This window comes from Blautia sp. HCP3S3_D9 (genome assembly GCF_052063845.1).
In the GTDB taxonomy this organism is placed as follows: domain Bacteria; phylum Bacillota; class Clostridia; order Lachnospirales; family Lachnospiraceae; genus Blautia_A.
The window spans coordinates 1-17,115 of record NZ_JBQHWS010000077.1; the positions used below are offsets into that span (position 1 = coordinate 1).

The following is a 17,115-nucleotide window of genomic DNA, read 5'->3' on the forward strand; positions in this document are numbered from 1 at the left end:
TCTACACTAGGTAGGTCGTCGGCAGCGTCAGATGTGTATAAGAGACAGTCCATACTCACATCTTATATTCGGATTCCTTTAATTCTTCCATATACAGTTCAGCTATATATGCTGGACCAGTGCACCACAGCTTCGTCTTCTCATCATACAGTGCTTTTCCTGTCTTAGAACACAGAAAACTCGCTTTCAGCTCGGTCAATTCCGATTGATATTTCACCCGTTTTGTAAGCTGATTTTCTTTCCAGTCAATTGCGGAATCCACCTGGCATATAAGTCACAGAGTGGCTGTGACTATTTTCCAGTCCAAATTTTCTTAAAACTTATAACAAAAAACAGAGTTTCTGCAAGTCCTGTAATTCCCCATGAGAAGATATACAAAAGATACAGTGATGAAATCGTCTGGAAATGTGCAAATACTGTATAAATCCAGACAATACGAAATACGCAGGAGCCCAGGATAACGATAATGGTAGGCGGAATACTTTTTCCGATACCTCGGGATGCGGCAATGCTGCCGTCCATAAAACAGCTGAATGCATAGCTGAATGCCATGATACGAATCCTCTGCATACCAGCATCAATAACTGCTGGTTCCGTAGCAAACAGAGAGAGAAACTGTGGGCCAAACACAAGGAGTAGTCCACCCAGGATTGCACCGAAAATGAAGGCATATGTAAGGCTGACTCTATAAGATTTCAGCATTCGTTTTTTATTACCGGCACCCCAGTTCTGACCGATAAAGCTTGCACATGCAGTATAAAAAGAAAACATGACATTATAGATCAGGGAGTCAGCATTTGCAGCAGCTGCATTTCCGGAAACCATCACTGCATCAAAAGAGTTGACACCAGTCTGCACAAACAGGTTTGCAATGGCAAAGATTCCGTTCTGAAGACCTGTAGGGATACCAAGCATGAGAACTGCTTTGCAGGCCTTAGGGTGCAGGCAGATCTTACGCAGAGATACTTTGCAGTCATCGGTTCTTCTGAGGAGATGGATCATCACCAGAGAAGCAGAGACATAGAGAGAAATCGCGCTGGCTGTTGCAACACCTACGGCTTCCATATGACAGACGATAACGAAAAATAAATTCAGAAGAACATTGATTACACCTGCAATGAAAAGGTAGATCAACGGTCTTTTTGTATCACCCCGGGCACTTAATACGCCGTTACCGAAATTGTACACAGCCATTGCTGGCATTCCCAGAGAATAAATCTTCATATATAAAATAGCCTGGTCAATAAGTTCCGGCTTCGTGTTCATCATGGACAGCATCCGTCCGGAAAACAGAAGACAGATGGCGCAGACGAGCAGACCTGTGATTGCGCACAAAAGAAGAGAAGTATGGATTGTTTCTTCTATGCCTTTTTTATCTCCGGCACCCAGTTCATGAGCTACGCGAACATTGACACCGGCACCCATTCCGATAAGGATTCCGGTAAACAGAGTAACCAGCAAAGTTGTTGAGCCGACGGCACCTAATGCCATATAATCTGCAAAACGTCCAACAACGGCAACATCGCTTAAGTTAAAAAGAACCTCCAGTACCTGTGATCCCATAAGCGGAAGGCTGAAGAGGAGTATATTTTTCCAGAGAGAGCCTGTGGTCATCTCAATGGAATGAGATTTCTTTTTTTCATTTTCACACATAAATTTACCTCATAAAAATTACTTCATCCGAATTATACAATACTCTGTTGAAAAAGGTTTGTAAAGAGGTGAAAATGAAGAATATTTGCGTGCTTTTTCTTGCTAGCTTTCAGCTCAGGAGTTTGACAGTTGAATAATAAAAAAAGTACTTGCAATTACTATACTTCAAAACAATGGCAAAAATCGCTGAACCCCAGTAAACACAAGGGATACAGTGATTTTTTCTTCTAACAACTGTCAAAGACAGGATTATATCAGAAAAACAAAGAGTTCTCAATCTGACCAAAATCGTTTTATCTACAAAAGGTAACATCCTGTTTCCTGACCGACATCTCGAATGACAAGTCCTGATGAACCAGTAAAAATCAAATTTTCAAAACCTCTGTAAAATCAATAAAGCCCATGCAGTATTCAAAAATCCCGCATCGGCTTTATTGATTCTGATGATCTTTTCCCTGAAATTATCTATAATGTATTCCGCTCCAGTAAATATTATTTTTCACGATTGTTTCCGGTGGAAGCTCTACACCGTCCAATGCCCATTTTCTATATTCTGCAAAACCTACACGGTCAATAATGTATCCCACATGTTCCTTACCGCCAGGCGCATTGGGATCAATATATTCCTTCACAAATTTATAGGTATTCAGGATAACTTTGATGATGGTGTCTTCGTCTGCCCAGATCAGAAAATCTTCTCCCAGACGTGGATTTTTCTTTCCTGTTCGTCCCATAAGTGTCAGACGATAGTATTTCTTTTCACTTCTGGTCCATGCTCTGGTCGGACATTTTGTCACACAGACTCCACATCCCACACATTTTTCTTCGTTGCGTACAATCCTGTAGTTTTCCATCTTTAACGCATCCACAGATAGCTTATCACAGCCTTTTATACATGCACCACAGGAAACACAACGATTCGGCTCATATTGCGGCTCTGTCATGCCGATAATTCCAAAATCGTGCATTCTCGCCTTAATACAGTCATTGGCACAGCCTGTAAGCGCAATTTTAAAATGAAGATCATTAGGAAATATCGCCTTTTCAATTTTCTTCGCAAAAGCTGCTGTATTATAATTGCCAAAAGGACAGACTCTGTTTCCGATACATGCACAGACATTTCTGGTTCCTGATGCCGGATACCCGGTACCTGTCTCATTTTGATTAATCTGAAGATTATCAATAATCGGCTGGAGCATCTCATTAACTTTATCCATATCTTCCATATGGATTCCCTCAATTTCAAATCCCTGGCGTGTGGTAAGATGAATCTGTCCGTTTCCATATTTTTTGGCAATATCCACCACCTGCTGCATAACATCTGCATTACAGCAGCCTCCCGGAACACGCACTCTGGAAGCCGTAAGTCCACGAACCTTTGATACACGGAAGGCATTTTTCTTCAGTTTCTTTGTATTAATATCCATTATGATTTCCTCCCTAATCAAACAGTTTTTTGCCTTCTGAATAGCAGAATACCGGACCATCCAGACAAATATATGTGTCATTCATTCGGCAATGCCCACATTTACCAAGTCCACAGCACATTTTTCTTTCCTGCGAGATCCATATCTGTTCTTCCTTCATTCCCAGCTTTAAAAGCTCTGCTACTGCAAATTTCATCATGACCGGAGGTCCGACAACAATAGCTGCAGTCTCATGGATATTATCAGGTTCAAGTTCCGGAATATATTTTGTAACAAGTCCTGTCCTATAAGCATCATCATCAGATGAGTCCACCGTCAGGATCAGATCCATCTGCTGTTCCCATTTTTTCAGATCTTCACGGAACAAAATATCTGACGGAGATTTAAAACCAAGAATCGTATGTAATTTTTTCACTTCATTCTGATGCTCACCGAAGTAACTGATCACGCCTCGCACAGGAGATACTCCTGTTCCACCGGCTACCACGATCAGTTCTTTCCCCTGATAATTCTCTTTCTCGAAACCATTTCCATAAGGACCACGCATAAAAAAGCTGCTTCCCTCATTCAGTTCAAAAATTTCTCCGGTTACTTTACCAACCTTACGTATGGTCAGATCAACATAATCTTCTCCGATACCACTGACAGAAATGGGCGCCTCACCATATTTCGGAATAGAAACTTCAAAAAACTGTCCTGGTCTTACTTCTCCCACATATGTCATACGGAATGTATATTCTGTCTCTGTATGCTTCACAATTTCTTTTATCTTAGATAAGAAAGGAATATATTCATTTGCCATCTTATTTTTCCTCCTTTTCTTTCAGTTTCTGAAGACATGCAATATAGGAAATATACTCCGGACACACATTTTCACAACGTCCGCAGCCGACACACATATGGTATCCAAATCTTTTCTTATAATCTGAAATTTTATGTAATACCTTAAAACGCATTCTTTCACCCTGATTCTGGCGGAAGCTGTGCCCTCCGGCAATGTCAGAATATCCGTCCACCTGACAGGAAGCCCATACACGGCGGCGCTCTCCAGCCTTTGGATTGTCTTTATAAAAAATATCCTGCATAGTAAAACAGGTACATGTGGGACAGACAAAATTGCAGCGTCCACAGCCAATACAGCGGCTGCCATATTCCTGCCACATGGAATCCTGGTGAATTGTATCCGGAAGTTTCTCCGGAATCTCTACATAAACCTCATTCTTTTCCACAAAAGTCGGTTTCTCCTGAACATTCTGTCCATAATCCCATAATAATTCTTCCAGTTCTCTGCATCTCAGTTCCATGTAACAACCCTTTTCATCCTGAAAAATATACATATCATATTCTTCACAACGATTTGTCCCCATACTTACACAAAAACAATTTTTGCCGGATTCCTTACAACCCATCACAGCAAAAACTGTATTTTCCCGCATTCTTCTGTAATAATAATCCTCTGCACCGTTTTTCAGGTACATCTCATCCAGACGTTTCAGAGCATGAAAATCACAGCTTTTCAAAAAAATCAATCTCTGTCTTGCTACTCCGTCTGCTGTTTTCATCTCATTCTCTGTAAAATAAAGAATCGTCTCTGAAATTGGAAACAATACTTCCTTAAAACTGTAATCCGACTTCTGGTCCCAGACAAGTTCTTCCCAGCTGTCCAACCGTCCATAACGAATTACATCTGTATCTGAAAAACAGCCTGTTCCCTGGTAAATTTTCGGTCCATACACATCATAGGATTCCTGCAGAACTTCAAAAATCTTCTGCATCTCATCATTGTTGAAACGTTTTCCCATCAGATACCCCTTTCTTATAATCACATTTTATAGAATTCTGCAAGACCTTCAAAATCTATCAGTGTAAATCGCTTATTACCATAATGGATCAGACCTCTGTCTGTAAGGACCTTACAGGCACGGGATACATTTTCCCTTGGTGCTCCAACCAGATCTGCCATCAGGGTAATGGTAAGATCAATATCTATCATCACTCCTTCTTCCGTATCCACGCCAAAATCACGACCCAGCTTCCACAATTTTGCAGCTATTTTTCGTTCCATCTGCATGTTCCCGGTCGTATTTTTTAACTGATGACCCATTCGCCAGAGATTTCTTTCATATTCTCTCAGAACAGCTCTTGTCAGATCATGACTCTGCTCCATAAGATGAAGGAATGCTTCTTCTGCAATTTCTAGTATCTGCACCGGACAGGTCGCCTCACAAAAAAGTGCATTGGGCTTTTTACTTACAATACTCTGATTTAAAAGCCGTCCTTGTCCCAGGATAAAAATCACCTTTCGATTTCCGTGCTTTGTCAGATTATAAAGCATCACTTCTCCGGAATACACAAAATATACTTTTGGTGTTCTGCTGCGTGAATGGAATATCACTTCTTTTTTCTTATAAGAAACAATTTTACTTTCATTAAGCAGATTCTGCAGAATATCCTTTGGTATTTCTCTGAAAAAATCCATATTTCTCAATTCTCTGATTGCTATCTGTCCCATTGCATCAACCTCACTAGCATAACTTTTGCAGTTCTTGATAATAAACTACTCCTGTCTTGCTTTCCTTTGGTATTATAATAAAAAAGTTTATCGTTTTCCGTGATGTACGTCACATTTATATAGATAATTACTTCATCCGAATATTTATGTACAGATGTCCATCTGCTTATAATTTACCAATCTTATAATTAAAAATCTATCTTCACTTATCAGTTCTTGTCCACACATGGACATTCTTGTAAAATTGTACATAAAAATGCCAGTGCATATTTAATGTACACTGGCATTATGATTTTGCAACATTCAATTTTCTCTGATTAGACAAATTCCGATTTCTATTTTTGTTTCCATAGCATGGTGTACTCTTTTTCACCAGTAGCTTCATCCAAACCTTCACATTGAATAATGAACCCTTCTCTTTGGTAAAAAGAAATTGCTCTGGCATTCTTCTGGTATACATTTAATTGTAATCTAACTTTTTTATCCTTAATATAATCTAATAAAAGCTTACCTATGCCACATGACTGCATTTCATCAGCGACAAAAATACCTTCGATATATTCATCGTTTAGCAGAACGGAATCAGAGGATACCAGTGCATCGATCGTCATCATACCAAGGCTCGGCATACAGTCGATCCGGATATAATCGTATCGGGATCTTATCACATCGATATATTCCTTCATGATCATTTCTCTGCTCATCACATTTCCCATCGTTACTTCCAATGCGGAAAGCTCAATATTTACCGGAAGAAGATCTACATTTTCCTGGTGATGCAAGATTCCATCTTCCAAAGAATTTTCGTTTTCTCCTGATTGTCTGTTTGGCTCAGCCTTCTTGACTCCTTTCCTCCAGGATTCAGGAACTAAAAAATGCCTGCCTGGAACTTTTTTAGTTAGTAAAATTCCAAACAGACATTGCTGTTTGACCATTAGCTGTAGCTAATAGAATTGAATACTGTTTCAGCTAATTCATGTTTGCAGATTCAGGAGAGATTGTTTCTTTTCCCGCCTTTTCTCTGATTTACATCCCCGAATAAGGGGTAACAACAGAGCGGAACCCAAATGTTAGCTGGACTTTCTAAAACCCATGTTTGCAAAGCGGTAATTTTGATTAGCTGTCAGCTAACAAAAATCGGATTGCGTTAGCTGGAAATTGATCATTTTGAATGGGAATTCATGACACGAACGTGATCAGAAAATAAGAAAAGCGTTCGCTGTCAGCTAATCCAGCTAACATTTTCGAACGCTTTGAAACCCGTCCATAAGAGGATTTGAACCTCCGCTCCTTCGCTTAGGAGAGCTCTGTGGTTCTGTCAATTCCCGTCAAGAACTGTTATATTTAGCCCTTTATTATCAAGGACTTTTTTTATTTTCGAATCAAATTCTGGTAATCTGAATACCCTTTCTGTCAAGACCAGATAAGACCTGAAAATTAGCAGATTCTTTGCAGCTGCTAACATCCGGGGAAAGCTCTGTTGTTACTGACAGATATCATATACCGGCTACCATCCCCTTACAAGCGGGAATGATAAACAATATGTAATCAGCAGAGCCAAGCAGAAATACATAAAAATGAATCTGTGAGCTCGCTCACAAGAGACATTTTTTGTAGTTCTATTTGGCGAAGCCATACACCAAGGAAAACCGCAGGTTTTTCGAGGTTGGCTCTGCCTGATTACATGAATATTCAATTGACCAGATTTCTATTATTACTATACACCGTTATTGAAAATTTGTCTATGGTGTTTCGACCACGACAGCCGCTTAAATACGAACATATACAGTTGCCGGCACGGCACCATTTTACCAAAATCTCCTTCATTTCATTAATATCTCCTTCATTTTGTTGCTAAATGATGGAGATATTTTCTTTATTCACCCCAGGCTACTTTTACTGCTTTTTCAAAATATTTAGCAGAATCACACAGATCAATTACTTGTTTCCAATGACTTTCCAAAGTAGGAATCAGCTGCTGGTATATACGATTATTCTTTTTATGACCTGGTATTCTTATTCCATGGTAATCCTTTTTTCTGGAAATAATATCCTCCCATGGATTTTGGATTTTTTCTATCTCCTCCATAGGATCAAAAGCAGCAACAATCCATGTATCTGTACTGTCACATGGCACCGTAATAATAATATCATTTCTCTCGGTATCTGTTCCAAGCCATTGTAAAACACAATGTGTTATATGGCTGCGATATCCTTCCGGTGTGTTCTCATGATCTTTACACGGAATATCTACCGGACATGAGCCATCTATTAACGTTTCACATCCTAATGGATGAACTTTCCCCTTATGCTCGCATTCGACAGTTGCACACCGACAATGAACCTCTTTTTCTTTCCGAGCCACGTCACCATCCATTTGAATTACAATCATATCAATCTGAGGAGAGATACCCTTCATAATCTTATCCAGATTCTGTCCTGTAGACTCACACCAGTTCCATACACCTTTCCACCCATTTCCGTACTCGCCTAGCATATTTTGTTCCGGCTGAATTCTCAGATAATCATTTTCTTCTCCGGTTATCTGATCGATCATGCATTTAAGTACAAGATAATCTGTCGGTCCTTCACCTACAATTCCTATCCTCTTTTTCATAACAGTTCCGGAACACCTCCCAGAAGTCCGTTAATCCAAAGTCTGGATAAGGATTGTCCTGTTTCTAAAAGTTCTTGAGAAATCTGGATTCTATTTAATTCAGCGTGCCCATACTTATTTTTATTAATGGCAAACAGTCGTATCCTATCATCCGCCAGATTCAGTCCATCCAGTACAAGGGGGTTATGTGTTGTCATGAAAACCGTCTTGTCGCTCTCAATTATCAGCTGACTAAATACTTCTGTGATTCTTTTTGCCAGTCTAGGATTTAAAGCATGATCAAAACTGTCAATCGCAAACATTCCCGGCACATCCGGATGCATAGCCAGTGTCAGCATAAACAGAACATACAAAGCACCTTCACTGGCATCATATCCGGTAAATACTGCTTTATCCTTTAAAAAACGATCCTGAAATTCGATGACCTGTCGTGTACTCGGAACTCCCGGATTCAGATTCGACTTTTTGGGCCTTGCGATATGAATATCCGATGCCCACTCGATTAATTCAAGAACATCATCCATACTCATTGCTCCAAACATTATCTCATCATCTACAGCCGAGAATAAATCCTCCATTGCATCAGCAAGTCTGCCGCCATTCAGTCCGATTGGCGTAACCTGTGTAGGATCTGCCACATTTCCACGCAGAGTAAGAGTATCCGGCTGATAAATTCCGTACCCAGAGATATAGTTTCCCATATCTGTATATTCTTCTCCGTTTAGTTTTTCTGACAGAGCATAATATCCTACCTTATTATTTAATTGTACGCTTGATCGATTACTTCGGCCAAATACATTTTCTCCGTTTTTAGAAACACTTTCCGAATGATATTTCCAGGTATCATCATCTGCAGGTGTAGTAAGATGTACAGAATATTCATACTCGTTTTTATTTCTCTTCCAGCTCATGGCAAAATCAACCGTTGGCATACTTCGTTCAATAGAACGAAACTGCGACTTATATAATGATGAAGTACTAAGCCGAACCCCCTTCCGCTGAAGACTATTATTATTCACACGGTCTGTCATGGCTGCACTCAGCACACCAATAGCTTCCAAAACAGAAGATTTTCCTGAACCATTGGCGCCAATAAAAACATTGATATTCCCAGGGCAGAAAGACACATCATAAAGTGATTTGAAATTTTTAATTTTGATTTCTTTTATATTCATTGAATCCTCCTCTTATCCCGAGTTTCTATAATATCTAATCTGATTTAATTATAATAATGTTTTAAAAATATGTCTATATCTAAACTCTAAAAAGCCTTTATTTTACAGTAATTAATTTATTTTAGATTTTATGTTTTTCTCCTTTTTTTGATACCTAAACAAATATTAGATGTTATTCTTATTACATTATTTCCCTATTTAAAACAGAATAAACAAATACTTTCATTACTTCATTGTCTTCGCCAATGACGCAAGCAGTGCCGCCATCTCAGGATTATTAAGAACCTTTGCAAGCAGTTCTGCATCCACGCCTTCCGGAACCGCTACCGTGTTTTGTGCTGTATTCGGATGCATCTGGGGATCCAAATCTTTTTTCTCATAAAATGCTTCTTCAAACAGCTCTGCATTTTTCTTCCGGTCATCATCCAGGATGTGGGAATATACATCCGTAACCATGCTGACCTGGGCATGTCCGGAATCTCCCTGGACAGCCTTAATATCTCCACCATTCAGTTTCAACTTATAGGTAACACTGCTGTGTCTGAGACTGTGGAAAACAACCGGTGGGAGATCATAGTCCTTAATCAACTGATTTAATGGCTTCCGGATCGCGCCATCCCCCAAAGGAAGACCAAACGTACTTGCCATGACCAGGTTATAGTCCATGTATTCATCTCCAAGAACTTCCTTTGTCTCATCCTGTTTTTCTTTCCATTCGATCAGCATCTTTGCGACAGACTTTGGAAGGAAAACCTTTCGGACACTGCTGTCTGTCTTCGGTGTTTTCAAAACACGGACTGTTTTATTGGTCTTGCTTTTTTCTGGAAATATCAGCAGCACATCTTTTGCATCCAACTCTTTTAAAGCGGATTTGCTCACTCGCTGAGATTCCTTATTAATAAACAGATATGCCCGGTTTTCCTCAATTGCTTCCTCCGAGATGTCCACACAATCCCAGGTAAGCCCCAGAAGCTCACTGATCCGGAGAGAGCAGGAGAAGGAAAGGTTCATTGTCAGCTTTAGCCGATCATCCTCACATACTTCCAGTGCGTACATCAGAGTTTCTGCAGTCTAGATCTCACGTTTCTTTGTTTTATGTTTTGGTACGGTCGCATAGATACAAGGATTCTTCTCCATCAGTTCCCATTTGACAGCCTGTTTAAAACAGCTTCGGAGGAGTTTATGGATATCTCTGATGGTACTGGTAGATACATATTCATTCTTTCTTTTCCCAATCATAGGATTGACCACAGCCGGAGCTTTCAACAATCTCTGATAATATTTTTCAATAAAACGGGTATTGATCTCCGACAGTTTTTCATCCCCGATGATCGGAAGGATATAATTATTTATGAGAGAAACATTTCCATCATACGTAGATAATGCCCAGTTGTCTTTCCCATACAGGGCAACGTATTCTGCCAGAAGATCCTTCATGGTTTTACACTGCGGGATTATCATGGATCCCATTTCTTCTTTATATTCAATCTCTTTCTTGCGTTTCTTTGCCTCTGCCTTTGTAGCATAAGTTTCCCATTTCTGCTTCCGTTTCCCGTCTGCATCAGTATAGGAATAGATCACATTAAATTTTCCATTTCGTTCTCTGATTGATGCCATAATTTAACAACCCCTTTCTATATTTCTCTTTTCCAGCCACACTTCAAATTCTTTTCGTTTGATCCGAACATGGTTCCTTATTTTTACAACCGGAAAATATCCTTTTGTGTACCAGACATTTATCATGGACCGGCTGACCTTTGCCATAAAGGCTGCTTCATCTATAGTAAGATACTGCAGATTGCCATTCCTTCCTCGTTCCCCGGTCTGTGCCAGTTTCTTTCTCCGATAATTCGCCAGTGCCACATTTTCTTCCATTGCCAGTTCTTCATAATCGTTTGCCGGATCCAGATGATATTCATCCTGCCCGTCCAGAAACTTCTGAAAGCTTTCCTTTGTGATTCTTTTTCGATCAGCGATCGTGACGAACTCAAAGAAATGCTGATACTTTTGACTATTCAGGATGCCATATACCTGATTTCTGGTGATTCCCAGCTGTCTGGCCATTTCCGGCATAGTGAGAGTTGCGGCCTCCATTTCCGCATCCCTCTTTTTATCATCCTTCGTGCGGTATCTGGACTGTCCGTCATACCATTTCTGAAATGCAGCTTTTGGTACACGTTTCCAGTAATCCACAATCACAACCTCGATCTTATTCCGCTTGATCAGGTCATAAACGGCACCATCCGTAAGCCCCAGCATTTCTGCAAGTTCCGGAACAGAATAAGACCATTCTTTCAATTCCTTTCCCGGTTCTTCTCCGTTGACTTTATGATATTTAATCTGATTCGCATACCACTTTTCAAAACTCTCAATATTGACCCGCATCTTTCCGGCAATCTCTTTGGTCTCAAAAAAGTTTTTATGTACCAGCCAATACCGATCCGTCTTTTTAAGCCCCAGGAGCTCGCCCATCTCAGAAACACTCATCCATTTCTTTTTCGCAGAAGACAGCCTCTTGTATGGGCTGTTTGCTTTCACTTCCTTTATCAGTTCTTCGTATTCCTCGGTATTCATTTTTCCCTTCTCATCCATGAAGCTTTCCTCCTTCTTCCCATACCATACCGCACTTTTTCAAAAAAATTTAGGATGTCGATTTTTCATCCGGATAGAAGATTAGTTGGAAGATTCCGGCAGCTTATCCAGCCAGTCATCAAAGCTCTTTTTGGAAATACGGTACTTTCCGCCATCCAGCTGGATCCACCGGAACTCATTTTTCTTCAGAAGGTTATATATTGTCGGTCTGCTGACACCAAGGATCTCCTGTAACTCTTTTACTGTATAACATCTTTTCTCTGACATATGTCATTACCTCACATTTCATTATTTTGGAGGCGGCATGCCAAATAGACATGCAAGCATGTCCGCTTGGCCCGTTGCTCGCGGATATAAATGTCCCTCTATATATCCAAAGTTTCAGAGGGACTTATACAACATGTTTCAGTAAAAAAATGTCAAGATGAGAAAAATTGGCAAAAAGAAACCTCCGTATGAATCGAATCATACGAAGGTAACATGTTCTCATTATGTTGTATTTATTCCATGATATTGTCATTTTAAGAAACAGATAAACTGGAGGTTATCTCTTACAAACAGTGTTCATCAATACAATCACAACTACACAGTAAATTCCTGTTGTCCTCTTGTCCTATTTGTGCTATATCATATATATCTTTTCATTCATCCATGAAAACTTAGTTTACAATCATTATCTTCTTTACATAAGAAATTATATAATAATATTTAAAACTCCTAAAACTGCACCTACTAAAGCCCCAAGATTTACAATTGTATCCAATTCTTTTTTCATCACAGTCAGCACCAGTTTCTCCAGACTATCTACATTCATAGCATTGATTTTATCTTCGATAATTTCTGCAATATTCAAATTACCGATCAGCTTTCCGATGACAGAATCAATTGCTTTGTGATAAAAATCTGCTACTATTTTTCGAACGGCTCCTTCCGAAATATTCATATGGTTACAGAGATCTATGACAGATTGTTCTCCTAACGTATCAATTTTAGTTTCCAGTTCTTCCTTTATAAAATCTGGTCCTTTTTCATTAATATACTTTACTATTTCTCCTCCAACAGGCTGTATCAGGGAATTAAGCATTTCATCATTCAGAAACATTTCCAACATGGAGCCCTTTGTTTTGGCTTTAACAGCTTTTCCGGCTTCCTGAACAATAAGATTATCCAGATTCATATGTTGAACAGAATCAAGGATCTGGCTGGACAGTTCAGAAATCAATCTGTTTTTTATCTCTTCATAATTCAACTCGGACGAACATACTTTTGAAACACAGGTATGAAGATCAACAGATAATCCCTGAACAATCTGATCCACAACAGCATTTTCTGTTTCCAAAGAAATCATTTTCTGTTTAATATCATCTTCCGTTAGAAGATCGTCCGCCACAATAATTCCGATTGCTCTGGCAAGCCTTGGCTTTCCTTTAGGAATTGCCCCCGGAGTAAAAGGAAGTTTTCGTCCAAAGATTCTGACTTCCTGTTTAGGATAAAACAGCATTTTGACAGCGATATAATTAGTACAGTATCCAATCAATGCCCCTATAATGGGTCCTGCCAGTTTTTCTAACATTTTTCTTTTTCCTCCATAACACTCATATAAGCTGGACGGATAATCTTATCTGTGCAGATCAGTTCTTCCATACGATGCGCACTCCACCCGACTACCCTCGCTACTGCAAAAATCGCAGTATATAATTCACGTGGAATGCCTAGCATGTCATATACAAATCCGCTGTAAAAGTCCACATTCGGGCTCACTCGTTTTATAGTATTTCTGTTTTCTGCAATCAGTTTAGGTGCAATCACTTCAACATTCTCATAGAGCTGGAGATCGCTCTCCCGGCCTTTCTCTCTTGCCAGCGCTTCCACATATTTTTTAAATACTCTTTCTCTTGGATCCGACAATGTATACACCGCATGTCCCATTCCGTAAATCAACCCTTTTTTGTCAAATACCTGTTTGTCAATTATCTTCATAAGATATGCTGATATTTCTTCTTTATCAGAAAAATCCTTTACATTTTCCCGTATATTATCCATCATCTCCACAACTTTTATGTTTGCGCCGCCATGCTTCGGTCCCTTCAAAGATGACATAGCGGCAGCAATTGTTGAATATGTATCTGAACCGGAAGAGGTCACCACTCTGGTTGTAAAAGTAGAATTATTTCCGCCGCCATGTTCCATATGAAGAATCAATGAAGTATCCAGAACTTTCGCTTCAACCGGTGTGTATTTCTGATCATGCCTGAGCATCATTAGAAGATTCTCAGCTGTAGACAGTTTCGGATCCGGATTATGGATATACATACTCTGGTTTTTTTCGTAATGATTATAGGCATGATATGCATATACAGCAAGGAGTGGAAATTCACTAATCAGTTGGATGCACTGCCGCAACGAATTACTGACGCTGATGTCTTTTGCCTTTTTATCATAAGCAGCCAGTGTCAGAATACTTCTTGTCATTGAATTCATAATATCCTCAGATGGTGCCTTCATAATAACATCTCTGGTAAAGTTCGTTGGAAGCGTTCTGCATGTGCCAATCACTTCCCGGAACTTTTTTTCTTCATCTTCTGAAGGCAATTCCCCCATCAACAGAAGATAAGCGATCTTTTCAAAACCAAGCTGTTCTTCTCCAAGATTGCCAATCAATTTTTCTACCTTATATCCACGATACCACAATTCCCCGTCACAAGGTACTTTTTCTCCATCTTTCACACATGATGATACAATACGGGAAATCTTAGTCAAACCGGTAAGCACACCTTTTCCATTTTCATCCCGCAGCCCCCGGTTAACACCAAACTCTTCATACAATCTAGGATCAATATGATCATTTTTCCGGCAGATAGCTTCATTCTGCACAGCATAATCATTCATCCGCTTCATCAGCTCTCCCATACGAATCGACCTCTCCCATCCCTTTTATTTCGCTGCACATCAGGTTATCCAGTTGTTTCATCATTTTTAATAACATGATCAAATTATCTTTTCCGAATTTGTTGATCACTTTTCCATAACATTCTCTCAGAATCATTTCCTGACCCTTAAACAGTTTCTGTCCCGTTTCTGTAACAGTCACATATGTTCCTTCACTTCCGCTTCCTTCATAAGACCACAGTACCAGTCCACGATCTTTCAGCTTTTCTACCATTTTTGATGTCTGCCGTATTGTCAGCTGCATCTTTTCTGATAAATCCTTTAAATACGTTCTCCCATTATTATTCGGAGAATTTTCTCTCTCAGATTCTATAGTATACAAAGCAATATACTCCTGAAGTGTCATTTTACGAAACAGTTCCTGTATTTTTCCTTTGTTCATCAGATACCGACGATAGGTTAATTCATTTGTAAACTTTCTGATTTCATTTGCATTCAATATTTCTCTCTGCTCTGGCATCTTCAACCGCTCCTCTCTTTTTATTTACATCAATACATGTTATTTTCTTATTTAATCCCCAATTTCTGCCTGAATTTTAATGGCAAAATCAACCGCATTTTCCAGATCTTCTTCATCCGGATGGGTATTTCCCAGTCGAAACATCTGCTGCATCTCTTTTTCTTTACTTGGCATCTGGCTGATCATAATTTTCCTTCTATCTGACTCCACATTCCCCTGACAGAGAAACATTCCCAGATACTCTCCCTCGTCCGGGTACCAGACTTCAAGATTTTTTTCAAGCTTTTCTTTATATTGTTCTGTCGGCACATAACCGCAGGTAACGAACACTGCATATTTTCCGCCTGTAATCTGCTCAAATACATCTGAGATATCCATGCTGCAGGAATAACCATGAATTCCAAACCCGATCAGATAGACATCCGCCGCAGGTATATCCTGCTCTGTATCAATATCTACAATTGTTTTATCCTCTGTATTTAAAGCACCATAGATCTTTTCTGCTATTAAACGTGTATTGCCACTTTTTGACTGATATATAACTGCATATTTCATAATGGACCTCATTTCACATAAAAACAGAAGCGAACAAAAAGAGGAGATGTACCAGCCATCTCCCCATTTTGTTGCTCGCCAATGATTTGATTTTACCTGTTCTCTTTAATACATTTCCGGCTGTGGCTGCGGCGCAGGTGTATTTTCCTTAATGTCCGCTACCGCAGCTTCTGTAGTAAGAAGTGTAGCTGCCACACTTACCGCATTCATTAATGCATTCTTTGTTACCTTCACCGGATCAATAATACCCTGTTTCATCATATCCACAAAGGTTTCTGAGGCTGCATCAAATCCCATGCCAGGCTCACTCTTCTTTACCTTGTCTACGATAACCGGGCCTTCCAGACCTGCATTTTCCACAATCGTATACAGTGGTGCTTCCAGTGCCTTTGCTACGATTCTGGCTCCGGTCTTCTCATCACCCTCCAGGGCTGCTAACAGTTCCTCTACCTTTTTCTGTGCATGGATATATGCAGATCCGCCACCGCAGATAATGCCTTCCGATACGGCTGCTTTTGTTGCGTTCATGGCATCTTCCATGCGGTATTTAGCTTCTTTCATTTCTGTTTCTGTTGCCGCGCCGACACGGATCACTGCAACGCCTCCGCCCATCTTCGCGATACGGTCCATGAGTTTATCTTTATCAAAATCGGATGTTGTTTCAGCCATCTGTCTCTTCAGGCTGGCGATGCGTGCATCAATGTCTTCCTTGTTCCCGGCACCGTCTACGATCGTGGTATTTTCCTTTGTAACCTTTACAGATTTTGCACGGCCAAGCATATCCATCGTGGTATCTTTAAGTTCAAGGCCAAGATCTTCCATGATCACCTGACCGCCGGTAAGTGTTGCGATATCTTCAAGCATTGCCTTTCTGCTGTCACCATATCCCGGTGCCTTTACAGCAACGACCTTCAGGGTACCTCTCAGTCTGTTGACAATCAATGTGGTAAGTGCCTCTCCCTCCACATCTTCTGCAATGATGAGGAGTTCTTTCCTCTCTCTCATCACATTTTCCAAAATGGGAAGGATGTCCTGGATATTTGAAATCTTCTTATCAGTCATGAGGATATAAGGATCCTCCATGTCTGTCTCTTATACACATCTCCGAGCCCACGAGACAGTCTGTGATCTGGTATGCCGTCTTCTGCGTGTAAATGGTGGGGGGGGGGGGGGGG

At 40.1% G+C, this 17,115-nt stretch carries 14 protein-coding genes and 2 pseudogenes; all 16 read right to left on the reverse strand.

Going from position 1 to position 17,115, the window contains the following annotated elements:
- Nucleotides 1-291 precede the first annotated feature (291 nt).
- On the reverse strand, nucleotides 292-1,653 hold the full coding sequence (locus ACTNES_RS13660; RefSeq protein ID WP_291817171.1) for an MATE family efflux transporter: 1,362 nt from the start codon (nucleotides 1,651-1,653) through the stop codon (nucleotides 292-294).
- Between the two features lie 461 nt (nucleotides 1,654-2,114).
- A complete protein-coding gene (asrC, locus tag ACTNES_RS13665; protein ID WP_291809988.1) occupies nucleotides 2,115-3,080 on the reverse strand; it encodes a sulfite reductase subunit C in 966 nt (321 codons plus the stop codon).
- A 13-nt stretch (nucleotides 3,081-3,093) separates the two neighbouring features.
- Nucleotides 3,094-3,882 (reverse strand): anaerobic sulfite reductase subunit AsrB, encoded by a 789-nt coding sequence (gene asrB / locus ACTNES_RS13670; RefSeq protein ID WP_118576800.1) that lies wholly within the window; start codon nucleotides 3,880-3,882, stop codon nucleotides 3,094-3,096.
- Between the two features lies 1 nt (nucleotide 3,883).
- Entirely contained in the window at nucleotides 3,884-4,882 is a 999-nt protein-coding gene (asrA, locus tag ACTNES_RS13675) for an anaerobic sulfite reductase subunit AsrA (protein WP_291809980.1), read from the reverse strand.
- A 20-nt stretch (nucleotides 4,883-4,902) separates the two neighbouring features.
- Entirely contained in the window at nucleotides 4,903-5,592 is a 690-nt protein-coding gene (locus ACTNES_RS13680) for a Crp/Fnr family transcriptional regulator (RefSeq protein ID WP_291809978.1), read from the reverse strand.
- Between the two features lie 335 nt (nucleotides 5,593-5,927).
- Nucleotides 5,928-6,389 carry a GNAT family N-acetyltransferase gene (locus ACTNES_RS13685; protein ID WP_291809975.1) on the reverse strand — a complete coding sequence of 154 codons (462 nt, stop codon included), beginning with the start codon at nucleotides 6,387-6,389 and terminating at the stop codon, nucleotides 5,928-5,930.
- 1,079 nt (nucleotides 6,390-7,468) lie between these two features.
- Nucleotides 7,469-8,209, reverse strand: coding sequence for a hypothetical protein (locus ACTNES_RS13690; protein WP_300335994.1), 741 nt, complete (start codon nucleotides 8,207-8,209; stop codon nucleotides 7,469-7,471).
- Nucleotides 8,206-9,384 carry an AAA family ATPase gene (locus ACTNES_RS13695; RefSeq protein ID WP_427808693.1) on the reverse strand — a complete coding sequence of 393 codons (1,179 nt, stop codon included), beginning with the start codon at nucleotides 9,382-9,384 and terminating at the stop codon, nucleotides 8,206-8,208. The genes ACTNES_RS13690 and ACTNES_RS13695 overlap by 4 nt, the downstream gene beginning before the upstream one ends.
- Before the next feature lie 225 nt (nucleotides 9,385-9,609).
- Nucleotides 9,610-11,001 (reverse strand): annotated as a pseudogene (locus tag ACTNES_RS13700) (tyrosine-type recombinase/integrase).
- Nucleotides 11,002-11,004: 3 nt separating this feature from the next.
- Nucleotides 11,005-11,976 (reverse strand): helix-turn-helix domain-containing protein, encoded by a 972-nt coding sequence (locus ACTNES_RS13705; RefSeq protein WP_441039681.1) that lies wholly within the window; start codon nucleotides 11,974-11,976, stop codon nucleotides 11,005-11,007.
- 81 nt (nucleotides 11,977-12,057) lie between these two features.
- On the reverse strand, nucleotides 12,058-12,243 hold the full coding sequence (locus ACTNES_RS13710; RefSeq protein WP_075671598.1) for a helix-turn-helix domain-containing protein: 186 nt from the start codon (nucleotides 12,241-12,243) through the stop codon (nucleotides 12,058-12,060).
- A gap of 427 nt (nucleotides 12,244-12,670) precedes the next feature.
- Entirely contained in the window at nucleotides 12,671-13,549 is an 879-nt protein-coding gene (locus tag ACTNES_RS13715) for a DUF445 domain-containing protein (protein WP_262655208.1), read from the reverse strand.
- Entirely contained in the window at nucleotides 13,543-14,874 is a 1,332-nt protein-coding gene (locus ACTNES_RS13720; RefSeq protein ID WP_416888015.1) for a citrate/2-methylcitrate synthase, read from the reverse strand. Before ACTNES_RS13720 ends, ACTNES_RS13715 begins: the two co-directional genes overlap by 7 nt.
- Nucleotides 14,858-15,385, reverse strand: a complete 528-nt coding sequence (locus ACTNES_RS13725; RefSeq protein WP_154433061.1) for a MarR family winged helix-turn-helix transcriptional regulator — start codon at nucleotides 15,383-15,385, stop codon at nucleotides 14,858-14,860. Before ACTNES_RS13725 ends, ACTNES_RS13720 begins: the two co-directional genes overlap by 17 nt.
- A gap of 51 nt (nucleotides 15,386-15,436) precedes the next feature.
- The gene (locus ACTNES_RS13730; RefSeq protein WP_262655205.1) at nucleotides 15,437-15,940 is read right to left on the reverse strand and encodes a flavodoxin family protein; all 504 of its coding nucleotides are present in this window, start codon (nucleotides 15,938-15,940) and stop codon (nucleotides 15,437-15,439) included.
- Nucleotides 15,941-16,045: 105 nt separating this feature from the next.
- A pseudogene (gene groEL / locus ACTNES_RS13735) lies at nucleotides 16,046-17,017 on the reverse strand (chaperonin GroEL); the annotation flags it as partial.
- Nucleotides 17,018-17,115: the final 98 nt, after the last annotated feature.